The 20,634-nt window shown below is 64.6% G+C and carries 17 protein-coding genes; 9 read left to right on the forward strand and 8 right to left on the reverse strand.

Annotated elements, in window-relative coordinates; all coding sequences use genetic code 11:
* Both ACVWY6_RS00745 and ACVWY6_RS00750 read right to left on the reverse strand, forming a co-directional pair.
* Entirely contained in the window at window positions 1-816 is an 816-nt protein-coding gene (locus tag ACVWY6_RS00745) for a MerR family transcriptional regulator (RefSeq protein ID WP_457535628.1), read from the reverse strand.
* Window positions 817-1,016: 200 nt separating this feature from the next.
* A complete protein-coding gene (locus ACVWY6_RS00750) occupies window positions 1,017-2,576 on the reverse strand; it encodes an MFS transporter (protein WP_243404608.1) in 1,560 nt (519 codons plus the stop codon).
* 144 nt (window positions 2,577-2,720) lie between these two features.
* Between ACVWY6_RS00750 and ACVWY6_RS00755 the strand changes: the two genes are divergently transcribed.
* The 6 genes from ACVWY6_RS00755 to ACVWY6_RS00780 all read left to right on the forward strand — a co-directional run bounded on the left by ACVWY6_RS00755 (window position 2,721) and on the right by ACVWY6_RS00780 (window position 10,894).
* Entirely contained in the window at window positions 2,721-3,368 is a 648-nt protein-coding gene (locus tag ACVWY6_RS00755) for a TetR family transcriptional regulator (protein WP_307714653.1), read from the forward strand.
* Window positions 3,369-3,414: 46 nt separating this feature from the next.
* Complete coding sequence (locus tag ACVWY6_RS00760) at window positions 3,415-4,746, forward strand: SWIM zinc finger family protein (RefSeq protein WP_457535630.1); 1,332 nt, start codon at window positions 3,415-3,417, stop codon at window positions 4,744-4,746.
* The gene (locus tag ACVWY6_RS00765; protein WP_457535631.1) at window positions 4,743-6,230 is read left to right on the forward strand and encodes a DUF5691 domain-containing protein; all 1,488 of its coding nucleotides are present in this window, start codon (window positions 4,743-4,745) and stop codon (window positions 6,228-6,230) included. The genes ACVWY6_RS00760 and ACVWY6_RS00765 overlap by 4 nt, the downstream gene beginning before the upstream one ends.
* Window positions 6,231-6,304: 74 nt before the next feature.
* The gene (locus ACVWY6_RS00770; RefSeq protein ID WP_457536829.1) at window positions 6,305-7,336 is read left to right on the forward strand and encodes an ATP-binding protein; all 1,032 of its coding nucleotides are present in this window, start codon (window positions 6,305-6,307) and stop codon (window positions 7,334-7,336) included.
* A gap of 41 nt (window positions 7,337-7,377) precedes the next feature.
* Window positions 7,378-9,732, forward strand: a complete 2,355-nt coding sequence (locus ACVWY6_RS00775) for a DUF5682 family protein (protein WP_457536831.1) — start codon at window positions 7,378-7,380, stop codon at window positions 9,730-9,732.
* Window positions 9,722-10,894, forward strand: a complete 1,173-nt coding sequence (locus tag ACVWY6_RS00780) for a VWA domain-containing protein (protein WP_317712136.1) — start codon at window positions 9,722-9,724, stop codon at window positions 10,892-10,894. The genes ACVWY6_RS00775 and ACVWY6_RS00780 overlap by 11 nt, the downstream gene beginning before the upstream one ends.
* On the opposite strand, the gene ACVWY6_RS00785 is transcribed toward ACVWY6_RS00780, so the two are convergent.
* The 4 genes from ACVWY6_RS00785 to ACVWY6_RS00800 all read right to left on the reverse strand — a co-directional run bounded on the left by ACVWY6_RS00785 (window position 10,895) and on the right by ACVWY6_RS00800 (window position 15,113).
* Window positions 10,895-11,875 (reverse strand): ABC transporter substrate-binding protein, encoded by a 981-nt coding sequence (locus tag ACVWY6_RS00785; RefSeq protein WP_457535634.1) that lies wholly within the window; start codon window positions 11,873-11,875, stop codon window positions 10,895-10,897.
* A gap of 66 nt (window positions 11,876-11,941) precedes the next feature.
* Window positions 11,942-13,297 carry an amino acid permease gene (locus ACVWY6_RS00790; RefSeq protein ID WP_457536833.1) on the reverse strand — a complete coding sequence of 452 codons (1,356 nt, stop codon included), beginning with the start codon at window positions 13,295-13,297 and terminating at the stop codon, window positions 11,942-11,944.
* A 263-nt stretch (window positions 13,298-13,560) separates the two neighbouring features.
* Window positions 13,561-13,845: a hypothetical protein gene (locus ACVWY6_RS00795; RefSeq protein WP_457535635.1), complete on the reverse strand. Its 285-nt coding sequence runs from the start codon at window positions 13,843-13,845 to the stop codon at window positions 13,561-13,563.
* The gene (locus ACVWY6_RS00800) at window positions 13,842-15,113 is read right to left on the reverse strand and encodes a DUF222 domain-containing protein (RefSeq protein ID WP_457535637.1); all 1,272 of its coding nucleotides are present in this window, start codon (window positions 15,111-15,113) and stop codon (window positions 13,842-13,844) included. The genes ACVWY6_RS00795 and ACVWY6_RS00800 overlap by 4 nt, the downstream gene beginning before the upstream one ends.
* 194 nt (window positions 15,114-15,307) lie before the next feature.
* Here ACVWY6_RS00800 and ACVWY6_RS00805 point away from each other — a divergent pair, with 194 nt between their 5' ends.
* The 3 genes from ACVWY6_RS00805 (at window position 15,308) to ACVWY6_RS00815 (ending at window position 18,137) form a co-directional block, all read left to right on the forward strand.
* On the forward strand, window positions 15,308-15,694 hold the full coding sequence (locus tag ACVWY6_RS00805; RefSeq protein WP_457535639.1) for a PPOX class F420-dependent oxidoreductase: 387 nt from the start codon (window positions 15,308-15,310) through the stop codon (window positions 15,692-15,694).
* Window positions 15,695-15,815: 121 nt separating this feature from the next.
* Complete coding sequence (locus ACVWY6_RS00810; RefSeq protein ID WP_457535641.1) at window positions 15,816-16,598, forward strand: GntR family transcriptional regulator; 783 nt, start codon at window positions 15,816-15,818, stop codon at window positions 16,596-16,598.
* A 150-nt stretch (window positions 16,599-16,748) separates the two neighbouring features.
* Window positions 16,749-18,137, forward strand: coding sequence for an MFS transporter (locus ACVWY6_RS00815; RefSeq protein WP_023955583.1), 1,389 nt, complete (start codon window positions 16,749-16,751; stop codon window positions 18,135-18,137).
* Window positions 18,138-18,221: 84 nt separating this feature from the next.
* Here the strand turns inward: ACVWY6_RS00815 and ACVWY6_RS00820 are convergent, their stop codons facing one another.
* On the reverse strand, window positions 18,222-19,397 hold the full coding sequence (locus ACVWY6_RS00820; protein WP_457535643.1) for a M20 family metallopeptidase: 1,176 nt from the start codon (window positions 19,395-19,397) through the stop codon (window positions 18,222-18,224).
* The gene (locus ACVWY6_RS00825; RefSeq protein ID WP_062797075.1) at window positions 19,394-20,623 is read right to left on the reverse strand and encodes an aminotransferase-like domain-containing protein; all 1,230 of its coding nucleotides are present in this window, start codon (window positions 20,621-20,623) and stop codon (window positions 19,394-19,396) included. The genes ACVWY6_RS00820 and ACVWY6_RS00825 overlap by 4 nt, the downstream gene beginning before the upstream one ends.
* Between the last annotated feature and the right edge of the window lie 11 nt (window positions 20,624-20,634).

Consider the following 20,634-nt stretch of genomic DNA (forward strand, 5'->3'; position numbering starts at 1 on the left):
TCAGCGAACGAAATCGACCTGCACCTCGGTGACCCACTGGCTCTGGTCATCTGACATCTCGAGGTAGATCTCTCGACCCTGACCGGTCAGTCTGTAACCCTGCTCGCCGGCCCACCGGTTGAGGGTCTGGTAGGTGCTGTCGATCTGATCCATCGACCCGAGGTGGATCATCGAGGCCACCTCGCCGCCGGGGATGTCGAACGTCTCCAGCCCGGCAACGGAGTCGGCGGCCACCGGGAAGGTGGCGTGCACCCACACCGCGTCGGGTGAGTGTTCCGGTGCCGGAGCGTAGTACGCGATGCTCGGTCCGACGGGCGTCTGCCCGGCGGCGCCCAGGGCTTGGATTATCCGTGGGTACAGCGGCTGGATCACCGGCCCGATGTCTTCGCTGGTGACACTGTCGGCCAGGGCCCGAAGGCCGATGGTGGTGGCCGGTTCAACCGTCTTGGTGGTGATGTTCGGTTCTGACATGCTGTCCTCCGATTCGATGAGTCGAAGCCTCGCCTCCACCCGGGCGAGCCGGTGCTGATCCTGACGAATCTGCGACTCGAGTTCGACCTGACGTAACCGCAGCATCGCGCGTAGATCCGCGCCGGTCAGCTCGCCGTCGAGAATGCGGCGGACCTGCTCGAGTCGTAGACCGAGATCCTTGAGCGCGACGATGCGGTTGAGCCGTTCCAGCTGGGACACCTCATAGAACCGGTATCCGCTGTGGGGGTCGATGACCTGCGGTGTGAGCAGACCGATCGAGTCGTAGTGCCGCAACATCCGCACCGACACCCGGCCGAGTTTGGCGAAATCTCCGATGGTTTTCATGGCGGTCCCCACGTTGCAGGCTGACACGGTGTCAGGGTCAAGGGTGTCGCACAACAGCTTGTTCGGCTCGCGCACGCTCCGGTGCGTCACGCACGTGTTCGAACAGGTGCGAGACGCACGGAACGGTGCGCCGGGTTCGCCGACAGCAAAAACCGGGCCGCGCCCGCGAGGGCACGACCCGGTTCTCCGGCCGATGAAGATCAGGCGGCGACCACCGCGGCATTCTGGGTTTCGTCGCCCAGGGCGTGCCGATTCATGCGGATCATGAAGACGGTGACCGCAAGAGCCAGCGCCATGAACCCGGCTCCCCAGTAGAACGCGACGTCGTAGCTGTGGATGCTGGCCGAGATGAAGGCCTCTGGATCGACGGGAACGGGTTTCCCGTCTTCGCCGATCCTCGTTGCGCTGCCGGAATCGTTCGAGAACACCTGCGCCACAATCGTACTCAGTAGCGCAACGCCCACCGAACCGCCGACCTGCTGCGCCGTGTTCACCAGGGCGCTGGCCACGCCCGAGTCCTTGACGTCGATGCGGTGCAGCGCCACTGCCTGCATGGCAACGAACACCAGACCCATGCCGAGGGCGATCAGGAGCTCACTGGGCAGGATGTGGGCCAGCCATGACGAGTCGGAGTCCAGTTGTGCGAGGTAGAGATACCCCAGGACGCCCGAGACGGTGCCGGCGATCATCAACGGTCGCGGACCGAACCGTGGCAGCAGGGAGCTGGCCGCTCCCGCCGACACGATCAAAGCGATCGGGAACGGAAGGAACAGGACTCCGGCCCGTAGCGGTGTCTCCCCGAGAGTGTTCTGGAAGTAGTAGCTGAGGAAGAGGAACATCGCGAACATCGCAGTCGGGATGATGAAGGCGACCAGGTAGGCGCCACCGCGGTTCAGTTCGCCAGGAATACGGAGCGGCAGCAGCGGATTCGACGTGCGCATCTCGATCGCCACGAACACGGCGAGCAACACTGCGCCGGCGACGAAGAAGAAGATGGTCGATGCCGCGCCCCAGCCGGATTCAGCTGCCTTCGTGAACGCGTAGACGATGCTGATCAGGCCGAGGGTCACCGTGATCGCGCCGGGGAGGTCGTAGCCACCGGTTCGTTTGGTGGGGATGTCCCGGATCACCAGCCACAGTCCACCGATGGCCGCGATGATCGCGATCGGGGTGTTGACCAGCATGGTCCAGCGCCACGACAGGTACTCGGTGAGCGCGCCACCTGCGATGAGGCCGATCGCGGCGCCACCCCCCGACACCGCTGCGTAGACGGCGAAAGCGCGTGCACGTTCACGGTGTTCGGTGAATGTGACGGTGATCAGGGACAGGGCTGCGGGGGCGAGGATGGCTGCGAACACACCCTGCAGCGCGCGTCCGGCGAAGAAGGACATTGCGTCCCAAGCGAATCCGGCCATGGCCGACGATGCGGCGAAGCCGGCCAGGCCGATCAGGAACATCCGGCGGCGCCCCAGGTAGTCGGCCATCCGGCCACCCAGTAGTAGTAGACCGCCGAACATCAGGGTGTAGGCGGTGAGCGCCCACTGTCTGTTGGCGTCGGAGATGTCCAGGTCGACCTGCGCGTAGGGCAACGCGATCGTGATGATGCTGGCGTCGAGCACCACCATCAGTTGGGCGAGGGCGATGATTCCCAGCGCCCACCATCGGCGCGAGTCGCCGGTCGACTTCGGTGCGGCCGCGCTGTCTTTCGCGAGCCCGCTGTCAGGTGAATCCTGTGAGATGACGGTGTCGGGTGAAGCCACGAGATCCTCATATCTGAAGAGGGGGTGATTGGGTCCTCGGCAATAGTGGCGGAGTCAGACAGAAGTCGTCAAGCGACAAAATACGGACATTGCCAATTGGCGCGCTCCGCAGCAATTTCTGGGATGTCGAGTTATCATGTGGACGTGACACTCGTACAAGCCGCAACTGGCCAGGTCAGGGCCGGTCTTCGGGAACGCAAGAAGGTCCAGACCCGTGATCGGCTCATCGCGGCTGCCCTGAAGTTGTGTGACGAACAAGGCTTCGAGGCCACCACGGTTGACCAGATTTCGGACGCCGCGGACATCTCGCCCCGAACGTTCAACCGGTACTTCGCGACCAAAGAGGACGTTGTGCTCGCGCCGGTCGAGGACATGATCCTGGCCATGACCGACTCCCTCGACGCGCAACCGCGCACCGGAAACGAGATCGAGGCACTGATCAACGCGCAGGTGCAGATCCTCGGCGGACAATGCCCCGTCGGCTCGGTGGATCTCTCCCGGTTCGAGACGATGAACCGGATCATCCAGAACGCGCCGGCGGTGAATGCGCGTGGCATGGAACTCAGCGACAGGAAGTTCCGCAGCATCAGCGACAAGGTTGCCGAGCGGATGGAAGTGCCGGCCGACGACGCGCGGGTGCGTGTCATCGTCTCGGTGTACATGTCGCTCATGCACATCTCGCTCGACACCTGGCGGTGCGGGCAGGCCGGCTCGATAGCCGATTCGACCGTGGCGGCGGACACGCTCAAGGCCACGTACCAGACGTTCCGTGAGGTCGCCAAGAACCTCTGAACTCCCGGTCGATGCGGTTGTCCGGGCTCTGTGGTTGGTTGGAAGTGTGGGCACACAGCGATGGCGGGCCGAGCAGGTACTGGCGCTCGCCCCCGACCCGGGTTCGCAGGCGGCGGGCCGAAAACTCTCCGTATCGGCGCCGTGGTCCTCGCAGGGCTGCGCCGACCAGGTGGTGTGGGGGCTCTGCCGAGGCAGCGGTAGAAATCCGTACCAGACGATCGTCGATCTGAGCGGTCCTGCCTACAAGTGCTCCTGCCCTTCGCGGAAGTTCCCCTGCAAACATGCGCTGGGGCTGATGTTGCTCTGGGCTGCGGGCGGTGTGCCCGAAGAACCTCAGGTCGCAGACTTTGCCAGACCGTGGATTGATGAGCGCTTAGCGAAAGCCGCCGCGGCCCCGTCCCGTCCGGTCCGAGCGGAACCGAAAGACCCCGAACGTGCGGCCCGCACTGCACAGCAGCGAGAACTCCGCGTTGCCGGCGGCCTGGACGAGTTCGAGATGTGGCTCGATGACCAGGTGCGCAGCGGCTTGGCCGGTGCGGAGGCGGATCCTTACCGGCGTTTCGATCCGGTGGCGGCGCGACTCGTCGATGCGCAGGCACCTGGCCTGGCGCGCCGGGTGCGTGAGCTGCCTGCGATGGTGACGGGCACCCGCTGGCCCGAGCGGCTGCTCCGAGAACTGGCGATGCTTCGGTTGTTGGTGCAGGCACATCGATCCTTGCGTGACCTCGAGCCGGCGATGGCCGCCAACGTTCGCAGGCACGTCGGCTACCCGGTTGCCCGGGCCGACGTGTTGGCGAGCGCACCCGTGAGCGACACCTGGAAGATCGTGGCCGTTCGTGACCGAGATGATGAGCAGCTGGTCACCCGCCGGATCTGGTTGTGGGGCAGCGGCACCGGAAGGCGCGCGGTGGTGTTGTCGTTCGCGCCCACCGCCGCCGGGCTCGACGGGCGGTTCCTCGCGGGCATGGTCTTCGACGGTCCGCTGTACTTCTACCCGGGGTCGCCGCCGCTGCGCGCGCTGGTTGCCGACGGCGACCTCGGGATGAGGCCGCAGGATCTGGCCGGTTCAGGGTCAACCTTCTTCGGCGACACCGTCTCGGCCGCACTCGCCGATCGGGCCGACGCGATAGCGAAAGATCCCTGGCTGCAGACGTTTCCGGTGGCGATTGTCGGGCGCCCCGCCGTCGCTGACGGCGTCAGGTTGCTCGTCGACGATGACGGCGCGTCGGTGAGCCTCGACACCTCCGACGACCGCTGGTACACCCTGCTGGCCATCTCCGGCGGCCACGCGGTTCAGGTGTTCGGCGAACTGGGACCCGACGGTCTCGATCCGATTGCAACCGAACCGCTTTCGACGCAACAGATAGGTGCGGCGTGAGCGCTTGGGACGAATTGGTGTCCGCGGCCACGGTGGGGGTGGGTGGCAAAGCGCTCGAGATGACCGACTTCGACCCGGCCATCGCCGAGCCGGTGAACCGGATCGACCGCAGAGACGCCGTGGCAGCGGTCTTCTCCATCGCGGCCCTCGACACGGTGGCCGTCCGGGCCGGGATGCCGGCCGGCCCTCACGTGGACGTGATGGCGCCCGCACCGGACGAGGACCGTCCGGTGATGAACGAGCGGCTTGCCGGACTGCTCGGTCAGGCACTCGATTCCGGTGAAGAGCTGGCCACCTGGGCCATCGAATCCATGGCCGCCCGCGACCTGCGAGTGCCGCCGGCGATGATCCCGGCACTGCTGCAACGTACCGCCAGACAGGTCCGCATCAGACCTGCAGTCGCGGTCCTGGTCGGTGAACGGGGGCGGTGGCTCAGCGATGTCAGTGACATCCCCGGCACCCTCCCGGCCCGTGATCTCGCTGCCGAGCCCGCTGTCGATGTCGAGGAGGTGTGGTCTCTCGGAGACACGCCGGCACGGGTGGAGGTGTTGCTTCGTTGGCGTACAGCTGATTCGGCCGAAGCCTTGCGCCGGCTTCAGGAGACCTGGGCATCGGAGCCCGGTGACGTCAGGGCGGCGTTGCTCGGCGCGCTCGAGGTCGGGCTGTCGTCCACCGACGAGGCCTTTCTCGAGATGGCCCTCGACGACCGCAAGGGATCGGTGCGGGCAGATGCCGCCCGCCTGCTCAACAGGATTCCCGACTCCGGGCTGCAGAAACGGATGATCGAGCGGGCCCGCGCTGTCCTCGTGGGTTCCGGTGGTGGCCGCCGGTGGCGTATCGCACTGGTACTACCCGAGGGTGCCGACCAGGCCGCTCGCCGTGACGGCATCGATCCCACACCGCCGAGGGGAACGGGGGCGGGTGCATGGCTTGCCCGTCAGGTCCTTGAAAGTGCACCACTGTCTTTGTGGGAGAACATCTTCGGCAAGGGTCCGGGCTCTTTGGTCGAGGCGGTCGCCGATGACGACGCCGACATCGTCCTCGGCGCGTGGAGTGCTGCCGCCGTCGCGCAACACAGCGCGACGTGGGCTCGGGCTCTGTACCGATGGAAAGGCGCCGAACCCGGCCTTGTCGGAGTGCTCGACGAGGCAGAGAGGCGTGAGGCGGCCGTGTGGTGGTTACGCAACCGACGCCCGCCCGGAGTAGTGCTGCCACACCTACCTGTGCCGTGGCCGGACGAGGTCGCCGCGACAGCCCTCAACCTCGTTCTCCGAGAGGCGATCACGGGCTCGGGAACACAACTCTGGCATTGGCGTCGGCTGGTCGACCACCTGCGTACCGGCCTCCCCGTCGGACCTGGTCACCGATGGATCGAACAGATCGACGCGGTCACCGACCGGATGAAGGGCGGCTGGCCCCAGTTGCTCGAACCACTCAAGTGGGCGCTGATCCTGCGCGCCGCGATCACCGAGGAGATGAAGTGACAGACCCCGATGCGTCCACGGTGAACACAGACATCCTGCGACCACATGCAGAGCAACTGTATGCGCACGAGCTGATGGCGCTCGCCGACACCGACGACCGGCCCCGGCCGCCACACTGGAACTTGTCCCCGGCAGCGGTGGTGACCTATCTGTTGGGCGGCACGCTGGACGATGGGACGACGATTTCTCCCAAGTACATCGGGCCCCGGCGCCTGGTCGAGGTGGCGGTCGCGACACTTGCGACCGACCGGGCGCTGCTGCTGCTCGGCGTACCCGGTACAGCCAAGACGTGGATGTCCGAGCACCTCACAGCCGCCATCAGCGGCCGCTCCACTCTGTTGATCCAGGGCACCGCCGGTACTCCGGAGGAAGCGATTCGCTACGGATGGAACTATGCCCGCCTGCTGGCCGAGGGCCCGAGTGAGCAGGCGCTGGTTCCATCACCGATCATGACCGCGATGCGCGAAGGGAAGATCGCACGTATCGAGGAACTCACCCGCATCCCGTCCGATGTGCAGGATGCGCTCATCACGGTGCTGTCGGAGAAGTCGCTCCCCATACCCGAACTCGACACCGAAGTGCAAGCGGCCAAAGGTTTTTCGGTGATCGCCACCGCGAACAACCGGGACCGCGGTGTGAACGATCTGTCGTCGGCGCTTCGTCGTCGTTTCAACACGGTGGTCCTGCCGCTGCCCGCGACCGCCGACGAGGAGGTCGCGATCGTGACGCAGCGCGTCCAAGCCCTCGGGCAGACGCTGGAACTGCCGGAGATCCCGAGTGCTTCCGACGAGATCCGCCGGGTGGTCACGGTGTTCCGCGAACTGCGGTCGGGGCTCACGGCTGACGGCCGGACCCGGGTGAAGCAGCCGTCCGGCACCTTGTCGACGGCCGAGGCGATCTCCGTGATCACGCACGGTGCGGTGATGTCGGCCCACTTCGGGGACGGTGTACTCCGACCCTCCGACACTGCCGCAGGAATCCTGGGCGCCGTGGTCAAAGACCCGGTCGCCGATGCGGTGGTGTGGACGGAGTACCTGGAAGCCGTTGTGCGCGAACGCAAGGATTGGGCCGACTTCTACCGGGCGTGCCGAGAGGTCGGATCTTGAGGGCGGTGTCGGAACTGAGTACCGGCTCCACGCCACCGCAGGTGCTCGACACCGGGCGTCCCGAAGATGTTGGTCCGGGCACCTACGTGCTCGGGATACGGCACCACGGGCCGGGTTCGGCCCGTGGGGTTCTGGCCGAGTTGAGGCGCATCGACCCGGACATCGTGCTGATCGAAGGACCGGCGGATGCCGACCCACTTGTTGGCTTCGTCGGGTCGGACGAGATGTCGCCGCCTGTCGCCATCCTCGCGTATGCGGTAACCAAACCGGCGGTTGCGGCATTCTGGCCCTTCGCTGCGTTTTCTCCCGAGTGGCAGGCCATGCGCTGGGCAGTCGACAATGCCCGGCCGGTCCGATTCTGTGACCTCCCTGCCTCGATGGTGTTGGCCCACAGCGGTGGTGGTTGCCGGAGCGGGACCGAGCCGGCGGACGATGACCTCACCCTCGACCTGGCCGAACCGGGTGGGCTCGACGCGGGTGCCCCCGTACGGACCGATCCCATCGGAGTGCTCGCCGACGCGGCCGGGTACGACGATCCGGAACGATGGTGGGATGACGTCATCGAAACTCGCTCGGATGGTGGGGGTTTCGATGCCATTGCCGAAGCCATGAGCGCGTTGCGCGATGAACTTCCGCCGGTGGGCGATCTTGATGAACGACTGCACGAGGAACGACGCGAGGCGCATATGCGTCAGGTGCTGCGTAAAGCGCTCAAAGAGCCAGGCGTGCAGAAGGTTGCGGTGATCTGTGGAGCGTGGCACGCCCCGGCGTTGATGGGGAAGTTGCCACCTGCAACAGCGGATGCGAAAGTGCTGCGCGGCACTCCCAAGGTACGGGCGAAACTGGCGTGGGTGCCGTGGACACACTCGCGACTGGCGTTCACCTCGGGCTACGGCGCGGGGGTGGTGTCGCCCGGTTGGTACCACCACCTGTTCACGCAGCATCAGGACGTGATCACCCGGTGGCTGATCAAGGTCGCACACCTGTTGCGCGCCAAAGACATCGCGATCTCGTCTGCGCACATCATCGAGGCCGCCCGGCTCGCTGAGAGTCTGTCGACGCTCCGGCGGCGACCGCTGCCGGGGCTAGCGGAGGTGAGCGAGGCGACCGAGGCGGTGATGTGCGACGGCGACGACACGGTGATGCGACTGATCACCGACGAGCTGGTGATCGGGGAGCAGTTGGGGTCCACGCCCACGGACGCCCCGACGGTACCTCTTGAGGCGGATCTGCGGGCTGTCGCCCGTTCGGCCCGGCTCAAGATCGAGCCCATGGTGCGCGAGCTCGTGTTGGACCTGCGCAGACCTCCTGATCTTGCGAAGTCGGTTCTGCTGCATCGGCTTGCAGCCTTATCGATCGACTGGGGCGTTCCGGAAGACGTGAGCGGTTCGGGCACCTTCAAGGAGGGCTGGCTCGTGGCGTGGAAGCCCGATTTCGCGGTCGACATCGTGGTCGCATCGGCGTGGGGGACCACGGTGGAGGCTGCCGCGACCAACAGACTGATCGAGCGCGCGGTCAAGGCATCTAGGTTGTCCGGGGTCACCGCTGTGCTCGAGCAGGCGCTTCTTGCCGACCTCCCCGAAGCGGTGAGCCAGGTGCTGAACGCTTTACGAGACCGCGCTGCGCTCGACCGCGATGTGGAGCATCTGATGAGTGCTTTGCCTGCCCTGTCGCGGGCCTTGCGCTACGGCGATGTGCGAGGCACCGACACCAGCGCCCTTGCCGACGTCACCACATCGTTGCTGGTCCGCGTCTCTGCGGGACTGCCCGCTGCGATCACCGGACTCGGCGCGGACGCTGCCGCCGAATTCCGCACGTTGATCGATCAGGTGCACGAGGTGACTGCGCTGCTCGAACAGGGCGGGGTGGCCAGGGAAGAAGCAGCGAACTGGCGTGCCGTGCTCCGCGGCCTTGCCGATCGGCGGGATCTGCACGGCTCTCTGGTCGGTCGCATCGTCCGAATCCTGCTCGACTCCAGGGAGATCGACGGCGATGAGGCGGCAACGCGTTTGCATCGTGCGCTCTCGGTGGGTGCTGTGCCGGCGGACAAGGCTGCCTGGATCGACGGTTTCATCGGTGGGGGAGGCCTGCTGCTGGTGCACGATCGGTCGCTGCTGGCCGTCATCGACCACTGGCTGGCCGGACTGCCCGACGAGCAGTTCACCGAACTGGTCCCGTTGCTGCGGCGCACGTTCAGTGTGTTCGAGGCCGGAATCCGTCGCAACATCGCCGAGTCGGTGAAGGGTATCGGCGGAGGTGTGGTGCAGGTGGCGGCTCCGTCGTCGGTCGACCCGGAGCGTGCGGCGCCCGCTGTCGCCGTTGTCGCGGCGCTGCTCGGGTTGTCTGCCCCGCAGCCCACACCGCCGGCGGCGAAGGAGGGCGCTGATGTCTCCTGATGAATCAGACCCGGTGGAAGACACCAGGCTGCGACGGTGGCGAATGGTGGTGGGCACTGCGGCGGATGAGCCGCTCGGGACGCCCGATCCCGGACACATGCAGGGAATGGATCGATCGCTGGCCGCCCTCTACGAGTCGGACCGTTCGCGCAGAGGCGGCTTGGGCGGGTCGGCGCCATCGGTGGCCCGCTGGCTGGGTGACATCCGAAAGTACTTCCCCTCGAACGTGGTTCAGGTGATGCAACGGGACGCCGTCGAACGTCTGGGGATCACCAAACTGCTCGCCGAGCCGGAGTTGATGGATACCGTCGAGGCGAACATCGAGATGGTGAGCACACTGATCGGCCTCGGCAAGGCCATCCCGGAGACGTCGAGGGCATCGGCACGCGCCCTGGTCCGCAAGGTGGTGGACGACGTCGAGCGCCGAGTGGCCGACCAGACGCGTGCAGCCGTCACCGGTGCGCTGAACCGGGCGGCAACCACGCATCGGCCGCGACCGGGTGACATCGACTGGAATCGCACGATCGCCAGGAATCTCAAGCACTATCAACCGGATTACCGAACGGTGATCCCCGAGCACCTGGTGGGGCATGGTCGACGGGCCCAACACCTGGGTCGCGACGTCATCGTGGCCATCGACCAGTCGGCATCGATGGCGTCATCGATTGTGTACGCGTCGATCTTCGGTTCGGTGCTGGCATCGATGCGGTCGGTGAAAACCTCTCTGGTGCTGTTCGACACCGAAATCGTTGATCTCACCGACGAACTGGAAGATCCGGTGGACGTCTTGTTCGGCGCGACCCTCGGCGGTGGTACCGACATCAACCAGGCGATCGCGTACTGCCAGGGCCTGATCACCCGGCCCGCCGAGTCGATCTTTGTCCTCATCTCCGATCTCTACGAGGGTGGCCTCCGAGAGAAGATGCTGGCCCGGGTCGCTGCCATGACAGCGGCCGGGGTGCAGGTCATCGTGCTGCTGGCGCTGTCCGATGAGGGTGCGCCGGCATTCGATCGGGACATCGCAACGGCTCTGTCCGCCATGGGAATACCGGCTTTTGCATGCACACCTGACGCTTTCCCGGAACTTCTTGCGGTGGCCATCGGTCGCGGCGACATCGCGGCCTGGGCGACGTCGAAGGAGCTCGCGGCGCGTGGGATGTGATCAGGCGGGGATCTTGTCCGCTGCCGCCCCGATGAGGTTCAACGCGTAGGGAACGGAGTAGATCGTCGGCTCACTCAGTGCCGCCGCGTTGTTGTTGTTCACGTACACCACCGCACCGCTCTTGACGGCTGTCCGATTGGACCAGCCCGGTAGCGATTCGAACGCCGCCGGATCGCCGCCCAGTGGCCAGAGTATGAGCAAGTCGGAGTTCAGCAGATCGGTGCGTTCACGCGAGATCAGTACGCGTGTCTGGCCTTCGGCGACCTCTTTGACCTTCGGGTCGAGAACCATGCCCATCGACGACATCAACTTGCTGACCGGATCGGTGTCGTCGGCGACCACACCGACTTGACCTTCTTGGGTCAGTTGTCCGAACGAGAACGTCTTGCCCTGTGCTGCAGGATGATCCGCCTTGAAGTCGGCGACCTGCGATTCCACATCGTCCACCAGTGACTGTGCCTTGTCTTCTTTGCCGAAGATCCGGCCCGCCGTCAGTGTCACGTCTTGCCAGGAGTCCATGACCGCATCCTTGGCCATCACCGGAATGGTCGGGGCCACCTGGCTGATCCGCTTGTATTCGTCCTCGCTGCCTAGATAGCCGGCGAGGATGAGATCTGGCTCGAGGGCAGCGAGCTGAGGGACGCTGATGGATTCCACACCGAAGAAGGTGATGACCTCGGCGTCGTTCTCCGGAGTCCACTCGAATCGGTTGTTCTCGCCGGCGTACCCCTCGGTCACGTACCGGGCTTTGATCGGTTCGTCGAGCGCGAGGAGGGAATCGGTCCAGCTGCCCGTCAACGTGACCACCGTCATCGGGTCAGAATCAATTGTGGTGGAACCGAACTGGTGCTCGACAACCACCGGTTCGTAAGCCCCGTTGTCGGAGGATTCGTCGTCTGGGGAGCTACAACCTGCCGCCAGTAGCGACAACGCAGCCACCACGCTGCCGATGATTTTTCCATGATTGAACGCCCGGCGCATGCTTCACCCTTCACGAATCCCAACTTGAGTTAGGATAGCCTAACCATGCGTTGGGTCGAAAGGCAACTACTTCTTCGGTCCGGGTGCACCAGGGGCCGCGGCCTTTGCTGCATCCGGGGCGTCGTACCCGCGATCGCCGTGCCGTTTTTGCATCCAGACGCCGATCGCCACGATGATGACCGCCGAGATGGTCGACAACGTGATGGCCTCGCGTTGATCGGAGTCGAACGCCATGAGCACCAGCACGGCGACGATGAATACGATGACCAGTCCGGTGAGGTACGGGAACAGCCACATCCTCACGGCGGGAACCTGATCGCGGGCTCGCATCGACTTGCCCAGCACCAGCTGGCTCACCGCGATGGACAGGTACACGAACAGCGCAACTGCGCCGCTGGTGGCCAGCAGGTAGCCGAAGATTTTGTCGGGGAGGACGTAATTGCCGATGACTGCGAGAAATCCCAGCACCATCGACGCGAGCACCGACACCCACGGGACCCCGTTAACCGTCAGCTTCTTGACCGCGGCGGGAGCCTCGTGCCGTTCGCCGAGCGAATACAACATCCGTGATGCGGTGTACAACGCGGAGTTGAGGCACGATGCGACTGCCGTGAGCACCACGACGTCCATGATCTGCGCTGACGCGGGAATGCCTATCGTCTCTAGAACGGTCTGGTAGGAGCCGTCATCGAGCTGGTTGTAGGGCACAAGGGCCACCACCACGAAGATCGAACCGATGTAGAAGATGCTGATGCGCCAGATCACCGAATTCACCGCGCGCGTGATGCCCTTTTCCGGATCGGGTGATTCGGCCGCGGCGATGGTGACGATCTCGGTGCCCATGAAAGAGAACATCGTCACCAGCATGGCCGAGATGATCGCGGTGTATCCGTTCGGAAGGAAGCCGTCGGGCTCCCAGAGATGGCTGACCCCGCTGGTCTCCGAACCCGGGAACAAGCCGAGGATCGCCACCACGCCGATCGCGATGAACGCGATGATGGCAACAACTTTGATCAAGGCGAACCAGAACTCGAACTCGCCGTAGTTCCCGACACTGATGAGGTTGGTGGCGGTGAGCAACAGTGTGACGGCGAGGGCCCAGATCCACTGTTCGCCGCCGATGAGTTTGCTGAAGATCTCCGCAGCCGCGGTGGCCTCCACAGGGATTACCAGCACCCAGAACCACCAGTAGAGCCATCCGACGGAGAAGCCTGCCCAGCGCCCCAGTGCCCGGTGCGAATACACCGAGAACGAACCCGTGTTGGGGTTGGCGGTGGCCATCTCGCCGAGCATGCGCATCACCAGCACCACAAGTGTCCCCGCAAGCGCGTACGAGATGATGACCGCAGGCCCGGCCTTCTCGATCGCATTCGCCGACCCGACGAACAACCCGGCGCCGATGACGCCGGCGATGGAGATCATCGTGATGTGTCTGGGTTTGAGGCTGGTACCCAGCGACGACGACGTGGTGGATCCGCCCGTGTTCTTCTCGGTGGTGCTCACAGCTGAGCGCCCGTGCAGACATGTACGTGCCGCAGGATGACGCCGGGCGACGACACAGCAGGCAGTGGGGTTGTTGTCGGCATGTTGATCTGCCCTCTCGTTGCGCTGCGAGAAACTTGTTGCGCAGACTACCCCTTTGCGTCCGGCGCAAACCGCCGGTCTGGCCAGTTTGCTTCGGCCCCTCAGCCCTCACCGTTCGCGGCGGCATTGTCGTCTGGCGGGAGGTCTGGCGGCTGCGCATGGCTCTGGTGCATCAGGCGATGTTCGTGGTCTCGGAGCGCTTTGTCGCGTTTGGTGATGACCCCGGTCCACTCGGCATCAACGGTTTCGCCCACGTGGTTGGCGCGGTTGACCCGCGGTATTTGATCGGGATCGACACATGCCGGCGGGATCCAGGCGACCCGGCCCGCGTCGGCGCCTTCGGTGATCATGACGGTCTGCCACTGGTCGGGACCGTCGCCGATCATCGCGTGATGGGCGGGGCAGGCCGGCACAGCTCATCGACATTGGTGAGGCCGCCCAGAATCCACGCGTTCACGTGATGAATCTCGGCCCAGGTGGCCGGTTGGCGACAGCCAGGATGTGAACACCCACGATAGGCGGCGAACAATGCCAACCGCTGACCTTGCTGGGCAACGCGTTTCGCTCGGGCGAAGTACAGGACTTCGGCTGAGTGATGTGCGAACACAGCCAACGACTTGTCTGAGCGAGCCGCGAGTTCGAGAGCGTCTTTGACCGGAAGATCCACCCCCGACGCGGTGGTTGCGATGCCTGCCACGTCGTCGAGTTGCTGCTTTGTCATCGTGATGATCACCTGGGCCGGCAACCCGCGATGGGACGTGCCCAGAAGTTTGTATTCCAGGACGGTGCGCAGTATTGCCTTGAACGCGTCGTGTTGGCGCTGGGCGGTGGTGCGGGTGTCACGGTGGGCTGCTGACTCGATCAGTGCTTTGTGGTGGCCCGGATCGTCGACGGCTCCGACCGGGGACTCGGGGTCATCAGGGTTGTTCATACCTGGGGCAGCCCATACATCGAGGACGGTCTTGAACAGTGCGAGCGTCTGCGGATCGAGGGTGCCGGTGATCTTGGCCATCAGATCTGCGCCCTGTTCGCCCACACTCAACCCGCGATTGCGTTTGCGGTCCTGCTCGTCGGTCAGTGCACCGTCGGGGTCGACCCGCGCCAGGACCTCGCGACCACACTGGATCAGGTCGGTCGGATTCATCGTGCGTGCGTTGTCGACCATCCACGCATCGACAACGTCGAGTACCTCGGGCGCGGCCTTGTTGGGGATGTGTTTGCGCACATCAAGCATGACATCCATGTGCGCGAGACCAATTGCTCCCTCTGCCAATGCTTTTGCTGCTGCAGGGCACTTCGGCGGCAGCACCTCGCCCTGCAGGGAGTGAAACCGGGCGACGGCATCCAATGCCTTCAGCCGGGATGACGCATCGCCGCGGGTAACCCGCAACTCACTCATCACGAAGCGGTGCAATGTCGGGTGCCCGGCCCTGCGGAATGCGCCCCGATCTGACACTTCGAGTAACCGTTGTAAACCTTGAAATCCAAGGGCGCGAACAGCTTTCTCGTTCATTCGTGCCAGCTCGCACACCGACGCGTCGTCAAGATCTGATGATGACGCAGCCGCTATTCGGTCCAGGACAGAACTGAGGTCTCGATACAGGCCCACCAAGACCGGCGTCGCCGGTGGATCAAGAGAAGCGGTGTCGGTCATCGGTTGGTCCCCCCGGGCCTCGATCAACGTATCTCCAGACTACCGCGATAAGCGACATTTGTCGAACACGCGTTCGAATAGCCACCGCACATGCTCGCCGGTGGACCAGGGTGTTCAAGCCGACCGCGTCGACGCTCGTTTGTCACCGGTGTGCGTAGCATCTGCGGACAAGGGCTGACGACGAAGGGCTTTTGATGACAACACCGTTTGGGCAGGCGGGAACCGCGAAATACGTGCAGCTGACCACGTTCCGCAAAGACGGGACGCCGGTGTCCTCGCCGCTGTGGGCGGCGCTCGATGGTGACAAGTTGTTGATGTGGACGGTGACCGATTCATGGAAGGTGAAGCGGTTGCGCCGGAATCCGGCTGTGGTGGTCCAGGCGTGCGACGTGCGGGGCAAGCAGACGTACGGAGATCCGGTGTCCGGTACAGCGGCGATTCTCGATGCCGCCGGCACCGATCACGCGCGCGAGGTGGTGCAGAAGAAATACGGACTGCTCGGCTGGGTCACAGTGAAGGGCAGCCTGCTGCGCAGAGGCAAGAAGGGCACCGTGGGGTTGGCGATCACCGCAAGCAACTGAATGGCCTGGGTGTTCCCGTCGCCGCTGAAAAACCGGCAGGCAGGTTGTGTGAGCCCGCCTTTGCGGTAGATTGTCAACAATCTACGAGGACGGAACGCGAGGGGTTTGGGTGCGGTGACTCATGTCCGATGAGATCAAGAAGTCCGGCGGTGCCCGCGGGCGCGTGGCCAGGTCTCGGGTACTCGAACCCCTGGTCCAGGAGTCGACTCCGGCCATCATTGCCCGTCAACTGCGTGCAGCCATCGCCAAAGGCGACTTTCCTCCCGGCTCGCAACTGACCGAATCGGGCCTGGCGGCCGATCTGGGTGTCAGCCGCGGACCACTGCGCGAGGCCATGCAGCGGTTGACGCAGGAAGGGCTGCTGGTCAGCTACCGGAATCGCGGTCTGTTCGTGATCACGATGGACGACGACGACATCAGGGACATGTACGTCGCCCGGGCCGCGGTCGAGCGCGCCGCACTCGAACAGGTGATCCTGCGCCGCCCCGACGACGCCGTCGACGTCCTCACCGCCGCAGTCGAGGAGATGGAGCGGCACGCGGACGACCCCAACGGTCCACAGATTGCGGACGCGGACATGGCATTTCACCACGAACTCGTAGAACTCGCAGGTAGCCCCCGGCTCTCGCGACTTCACGAGACCATTCTCGTCGAGACGCGGATGTGTCTGGGGGCCATGCGAGGCACCTACGTATCCGCCGAAGAGCGGATCTCTGAGCACCGCCGCATCGTGTCGGCAATTGCCCAGCGGGATACAAAATCGGCCGACGAACTGATGGTCGACCACATGCGGGACGGGTTGCGGCGAATCATCGCCGAACCGGGTGCCGTATCTCAGTTCGGTGGCGCAGCGATAACGTCGAGTCCGAACGTGCCCGTAAACCGACCGGCATCGGGAAGATAGATCGGGCTTCGGCAACCTGCCGGGGCCACCACCCTCGAGGAGGCCTGCACCGACAAACGCCTAGTCACCTGCTTTCAAAACGCGGAAGTAGCAGGAATCTGTGGGCCTCGAAGACACCAGAGCCGACGTCTTCAGTTGAAGGGGGTATCAATGAGCCCGAACATCGCGAAAACGAATTCAGACGTTGCACCAGGATTTCCGGATCCGGATTCACCGGAAGGCAAGAAGCTCTTACGCAAGGCCATCGGCGCATCCGCCATCGGTAACGCGACCGAGTGGTACGACTACGGCGTCTACGCCGCCACCACGACTTATCTCACGCAAGCTTTCTTTCCCGGCGACCTCGGGACCATCGGCACGATGCTGGGTTTTGCGATCTCATTTGTGCTCCGACCGCTCGGCGGCATGATCTGGGGTCCGATCGGAGACCGAATCGGCCGAAAAGCCGTGCTGGCCATGACCATTTTGCTCATCTCGGGCGCCACCGCCCTCATCGGACTGCTGCCCACGCATGCGGTCGCCGGCGTATGGGCGCCGATCCTCTTGATCGCACTCCGTGTGGTCCAGGGATTCTCCACCGGAGGCGAATACGGCGGAGCGGCAACGTTCATGGCCGAATACGCGCCGGACAAGAAGCGCGGCCGCTACGGAAGCTTCCTCGAGTTCGGCACACTCGCCGGATTCGTGATGGGCACCGCCATCGTGCTGCTGCTCGAACTGGCGCTCAGCGACCAGCAGATGGAGACCTGGGGCTGGCGCATCCCGTTCCTGCTCGCGTTGCCATTGGGTCTGGTGGGTCTGTATCTGCGAAATCAGATGGAAGACACACCGGTATTCAAGGAACTCGAGCAGAAGGATGAGATCGAGGGCACCGCGTGGACGCGGTTCAAGGATCTGCTCACCAACTACTGGCAGCCCATCTTGGTGATGTTCGGCCTGGTGATCGCCCTCAACGTGGCCAACTACACGTTGCTGGCATATCAGCCGACGTACCTCAAGACCACCATCGGAATGAGCGAGACCACCGGCACGGTTGTCATCCTGATCGGCGAGCTGGCGATGATGGCGTGTATCCCGTTCTTCGGTGCCTGGTCGGACAAGATCGGCCGCAAACCGATGTGGTGGGGCTCGCTGATCGGTTTGTTCGTGTTCGCGTTGCCGATGTACTGGCTGATGGGGCAGGGCTTCGGCTGGGCCATCGTCGGATTCCTGGTGCTGGGGCTGCTGTACATCCCGCAGCTGTCCACCATCTCGGCAACGTTCCCGGCCATGTTCCCCACACAGGTGCGGTACGCCGGGTTCGCCATCTCCTACAACGTGGCCACGGCGGCGTTCGGAGGCACGGCTCCGCTGATCAACGACGCGGTCACCGAGAACGAGGGTTGGGAGTTGTTCCCGGCCGGCTACATGATGCTCGCCTGCGCGATCGGCATGATCGCGCTGCCCTTCCTGCGCGAGACGGCAGGCTTCTCGATTCGGGGCACCGACATCCCAGGTGAGGAAACCGACGCCGAAAAGAAGCTGGTGCACAACAACTGACGCACCACGATCGGGCCCGTGGGACGCCGTCGAGGGCTGTTCGCCCTTGGACGGCGTCCACGGGGACGATCGTGACCGGTTCGGTCAGAGCAGGCGCAGCGCCAGCAATGCGTAAGCCTTTGCAGCGGTGACCAATTCGTGTATGGAGACCGATTCATCCGGGCGGTGTGCCTGATCGTTGAGACCACCGGGGCCCAGGACGATCGCGGGGATCCCGAGGTCCCGGCTGATGAAGCCGCCGTCGCACGCGGCGGTCCAGCCGGTGATCTCGGTATGGCCACCGGCGTCACCGACGGCACGAGCGGCCTCGGTGACCAATGGGTGGTCGATGGTGGTCTGAAAACCCGGCATCGACATCGTCACCTCGACATCCACTGTGATGCCGTCACTGTCGATGCCCGCTTCGGTGATCGCGCCGCGTAGCCAGGACGCCACAGCGTAGGCGTCTTCCCCGGGCATCAGCCGGCGGTCGAAGCTGACGGTCGCATGCGGTGCGACCACCGAGATGCCCTGCCCGCCTTCGATCAGCCCGGTGTTCCAGGTTCCCGAGCCCAGAAGCGGGTCTGGTGAGCGCGCCAGCCGGCGGGCGTCGGCACGGACGAGGTCGATGATCGCGGCGGCGGCGTCGATGGCGTTGCGGCCATCTGCCGGGCGACCCGAATGTGCGGCCCGTCCGGTCACCCGGACCTCGAGGTAAGACGCTCCGCGACAAGCGATCACGGTTTCGAGGTCGGTCGGCTCGGCCACCACACAACCGGCGAATCGATACGATCCATCGTTCCGGGCCACAAAATCGCGGATGCCGATGCCGAGGTCTTCCTCGTCGACGGTGCAGACCAATTGGACGGGCCCGGGCAGTTCCACCCCCGACCGCGACAACGCCGCCATCGCGATGATTGCCGCCGCGAGGCCACCCTTCATGTCGGTGGCGCCGCGACCGTAGATCCGCCCCGCGTCGACCGTGGATTCGAACGGATCGCGTGTCCATCCGTCACCGGCAGGTACCACGTCCGAGTGGCCGAGGATCATGAGACCGGGTGCGTTGCCGGTGCCGGGGAGTGTCGCAGTGAAGTTCGGTCTTTCCGGGGCCACTTCCCAGCTGTCGACGATGAAATCGAGTTCGTGACAGGCCTTGTGGAGTACCTGGACCGTCTGTTGCTCGGTGCCGCCGGGATTCTCGCCGCCCGCGTCGATGAGCGAGCAGGTCAGTGCCACCAACTCAGGCTCGTCGATCAGCTCGAGCACAGACCGTTCGGTCATGCCGCCAGTGCCAGATCCAGAGCGGTACGCAGCCGCTTCACGCCCTCGTCGATGCGGTCGGGTGTGCTGGATGCAAAGCACAGCCGCAGCGCGTTTCGGTAGTGGCCACCGGGCGACAACGCCGGGCCCGGAATGAACGCAACACCTTCGGCCAGTGCGATCTCGAACAGCTCGCGGGTGTCGATACCGGCATATTTCCCTTGCAATGTCACCCAGAGGAAGAAGCCACCCTCGGGATGTGTGGTGGCCACCTCATCGCCCAGATGTGTGTGCAGAGAGGCGATCATCGCGTCCCGTCGAATGCGGTACAGGTCGCGCAGCATCACCAGATGGTCCTCCAACCCACCACGCGAGATGTACTCGGCCACGATGTGCTGGTTGGGCACGTTGGTACACGTGTCCATCGCCTGCTTGCCGTTGATCAGCAATTGCCGCAGAGCGGGGTCGGCGTCAACCCATCCCACGCGCCACCCCGGCGCGAGGATCTTCGAGAACGTTCGAACCGAAAAGAGCAGTGGGTCATCGGGACTCAGAGTCCGGAACGTGGGGATGTCCTCGCCGGAAAAGCGCAGCAGCGCGTACGGATCGTCATCGATGATGACCGCGCCCCACTTGTGGGCCAACTCCAGCAACGCGACTCGCCGTTCCAGCGACAAGGTGACGCCACTCGGGTTCTGGAAATTGGGGATGGTGTAGATGGCCTTGGGGGTTCGATGAGTTCGCGCGACCAGATCCGGTAGCTGGTCCACCATGAGTCCCTCGTCGTCCACCGGCACCTCGAGTAGCTGAGCCCCGTACGACAGGGCGGTGGCGCTTCCGTTGGTGTACGTGGGCGACTCGACAATCACGAGGTCGCCGGGGTCGACGAACAACTTGCAGGCCAGATCGAGTCCCTGCATACCACCGGTGGTGATGACCAGCCGGTCCTCGGAGGCCGGATCAGGTGTCCCGGCAAGGTATTTGACCAGTAGATCGAGCAGACGCGGCTCGCCCTCGGAAGCGCCGTAGGTGAACGACGTGTGGTCGAGGATGCTGCCGGCTATCTCGCGGAACTCGTCGGCGGGCACTGCCTCGTCGGCGGGTGAACCCATGGCGAATCGGACGATGTCGTGCTTCTGCGCGGCGAGCAGCGACGTCGACGAGTCGATCATCGACCCGACCAGATCTTTGGCCCGGCCGGCCAGCGGGAAGGTGCGGCTGGAGTGGGACAGATCGGTTGCGGTCATGCGGTCACCTC

The organism is Williamsia sp. R60 (assembly GCF_054063855.1).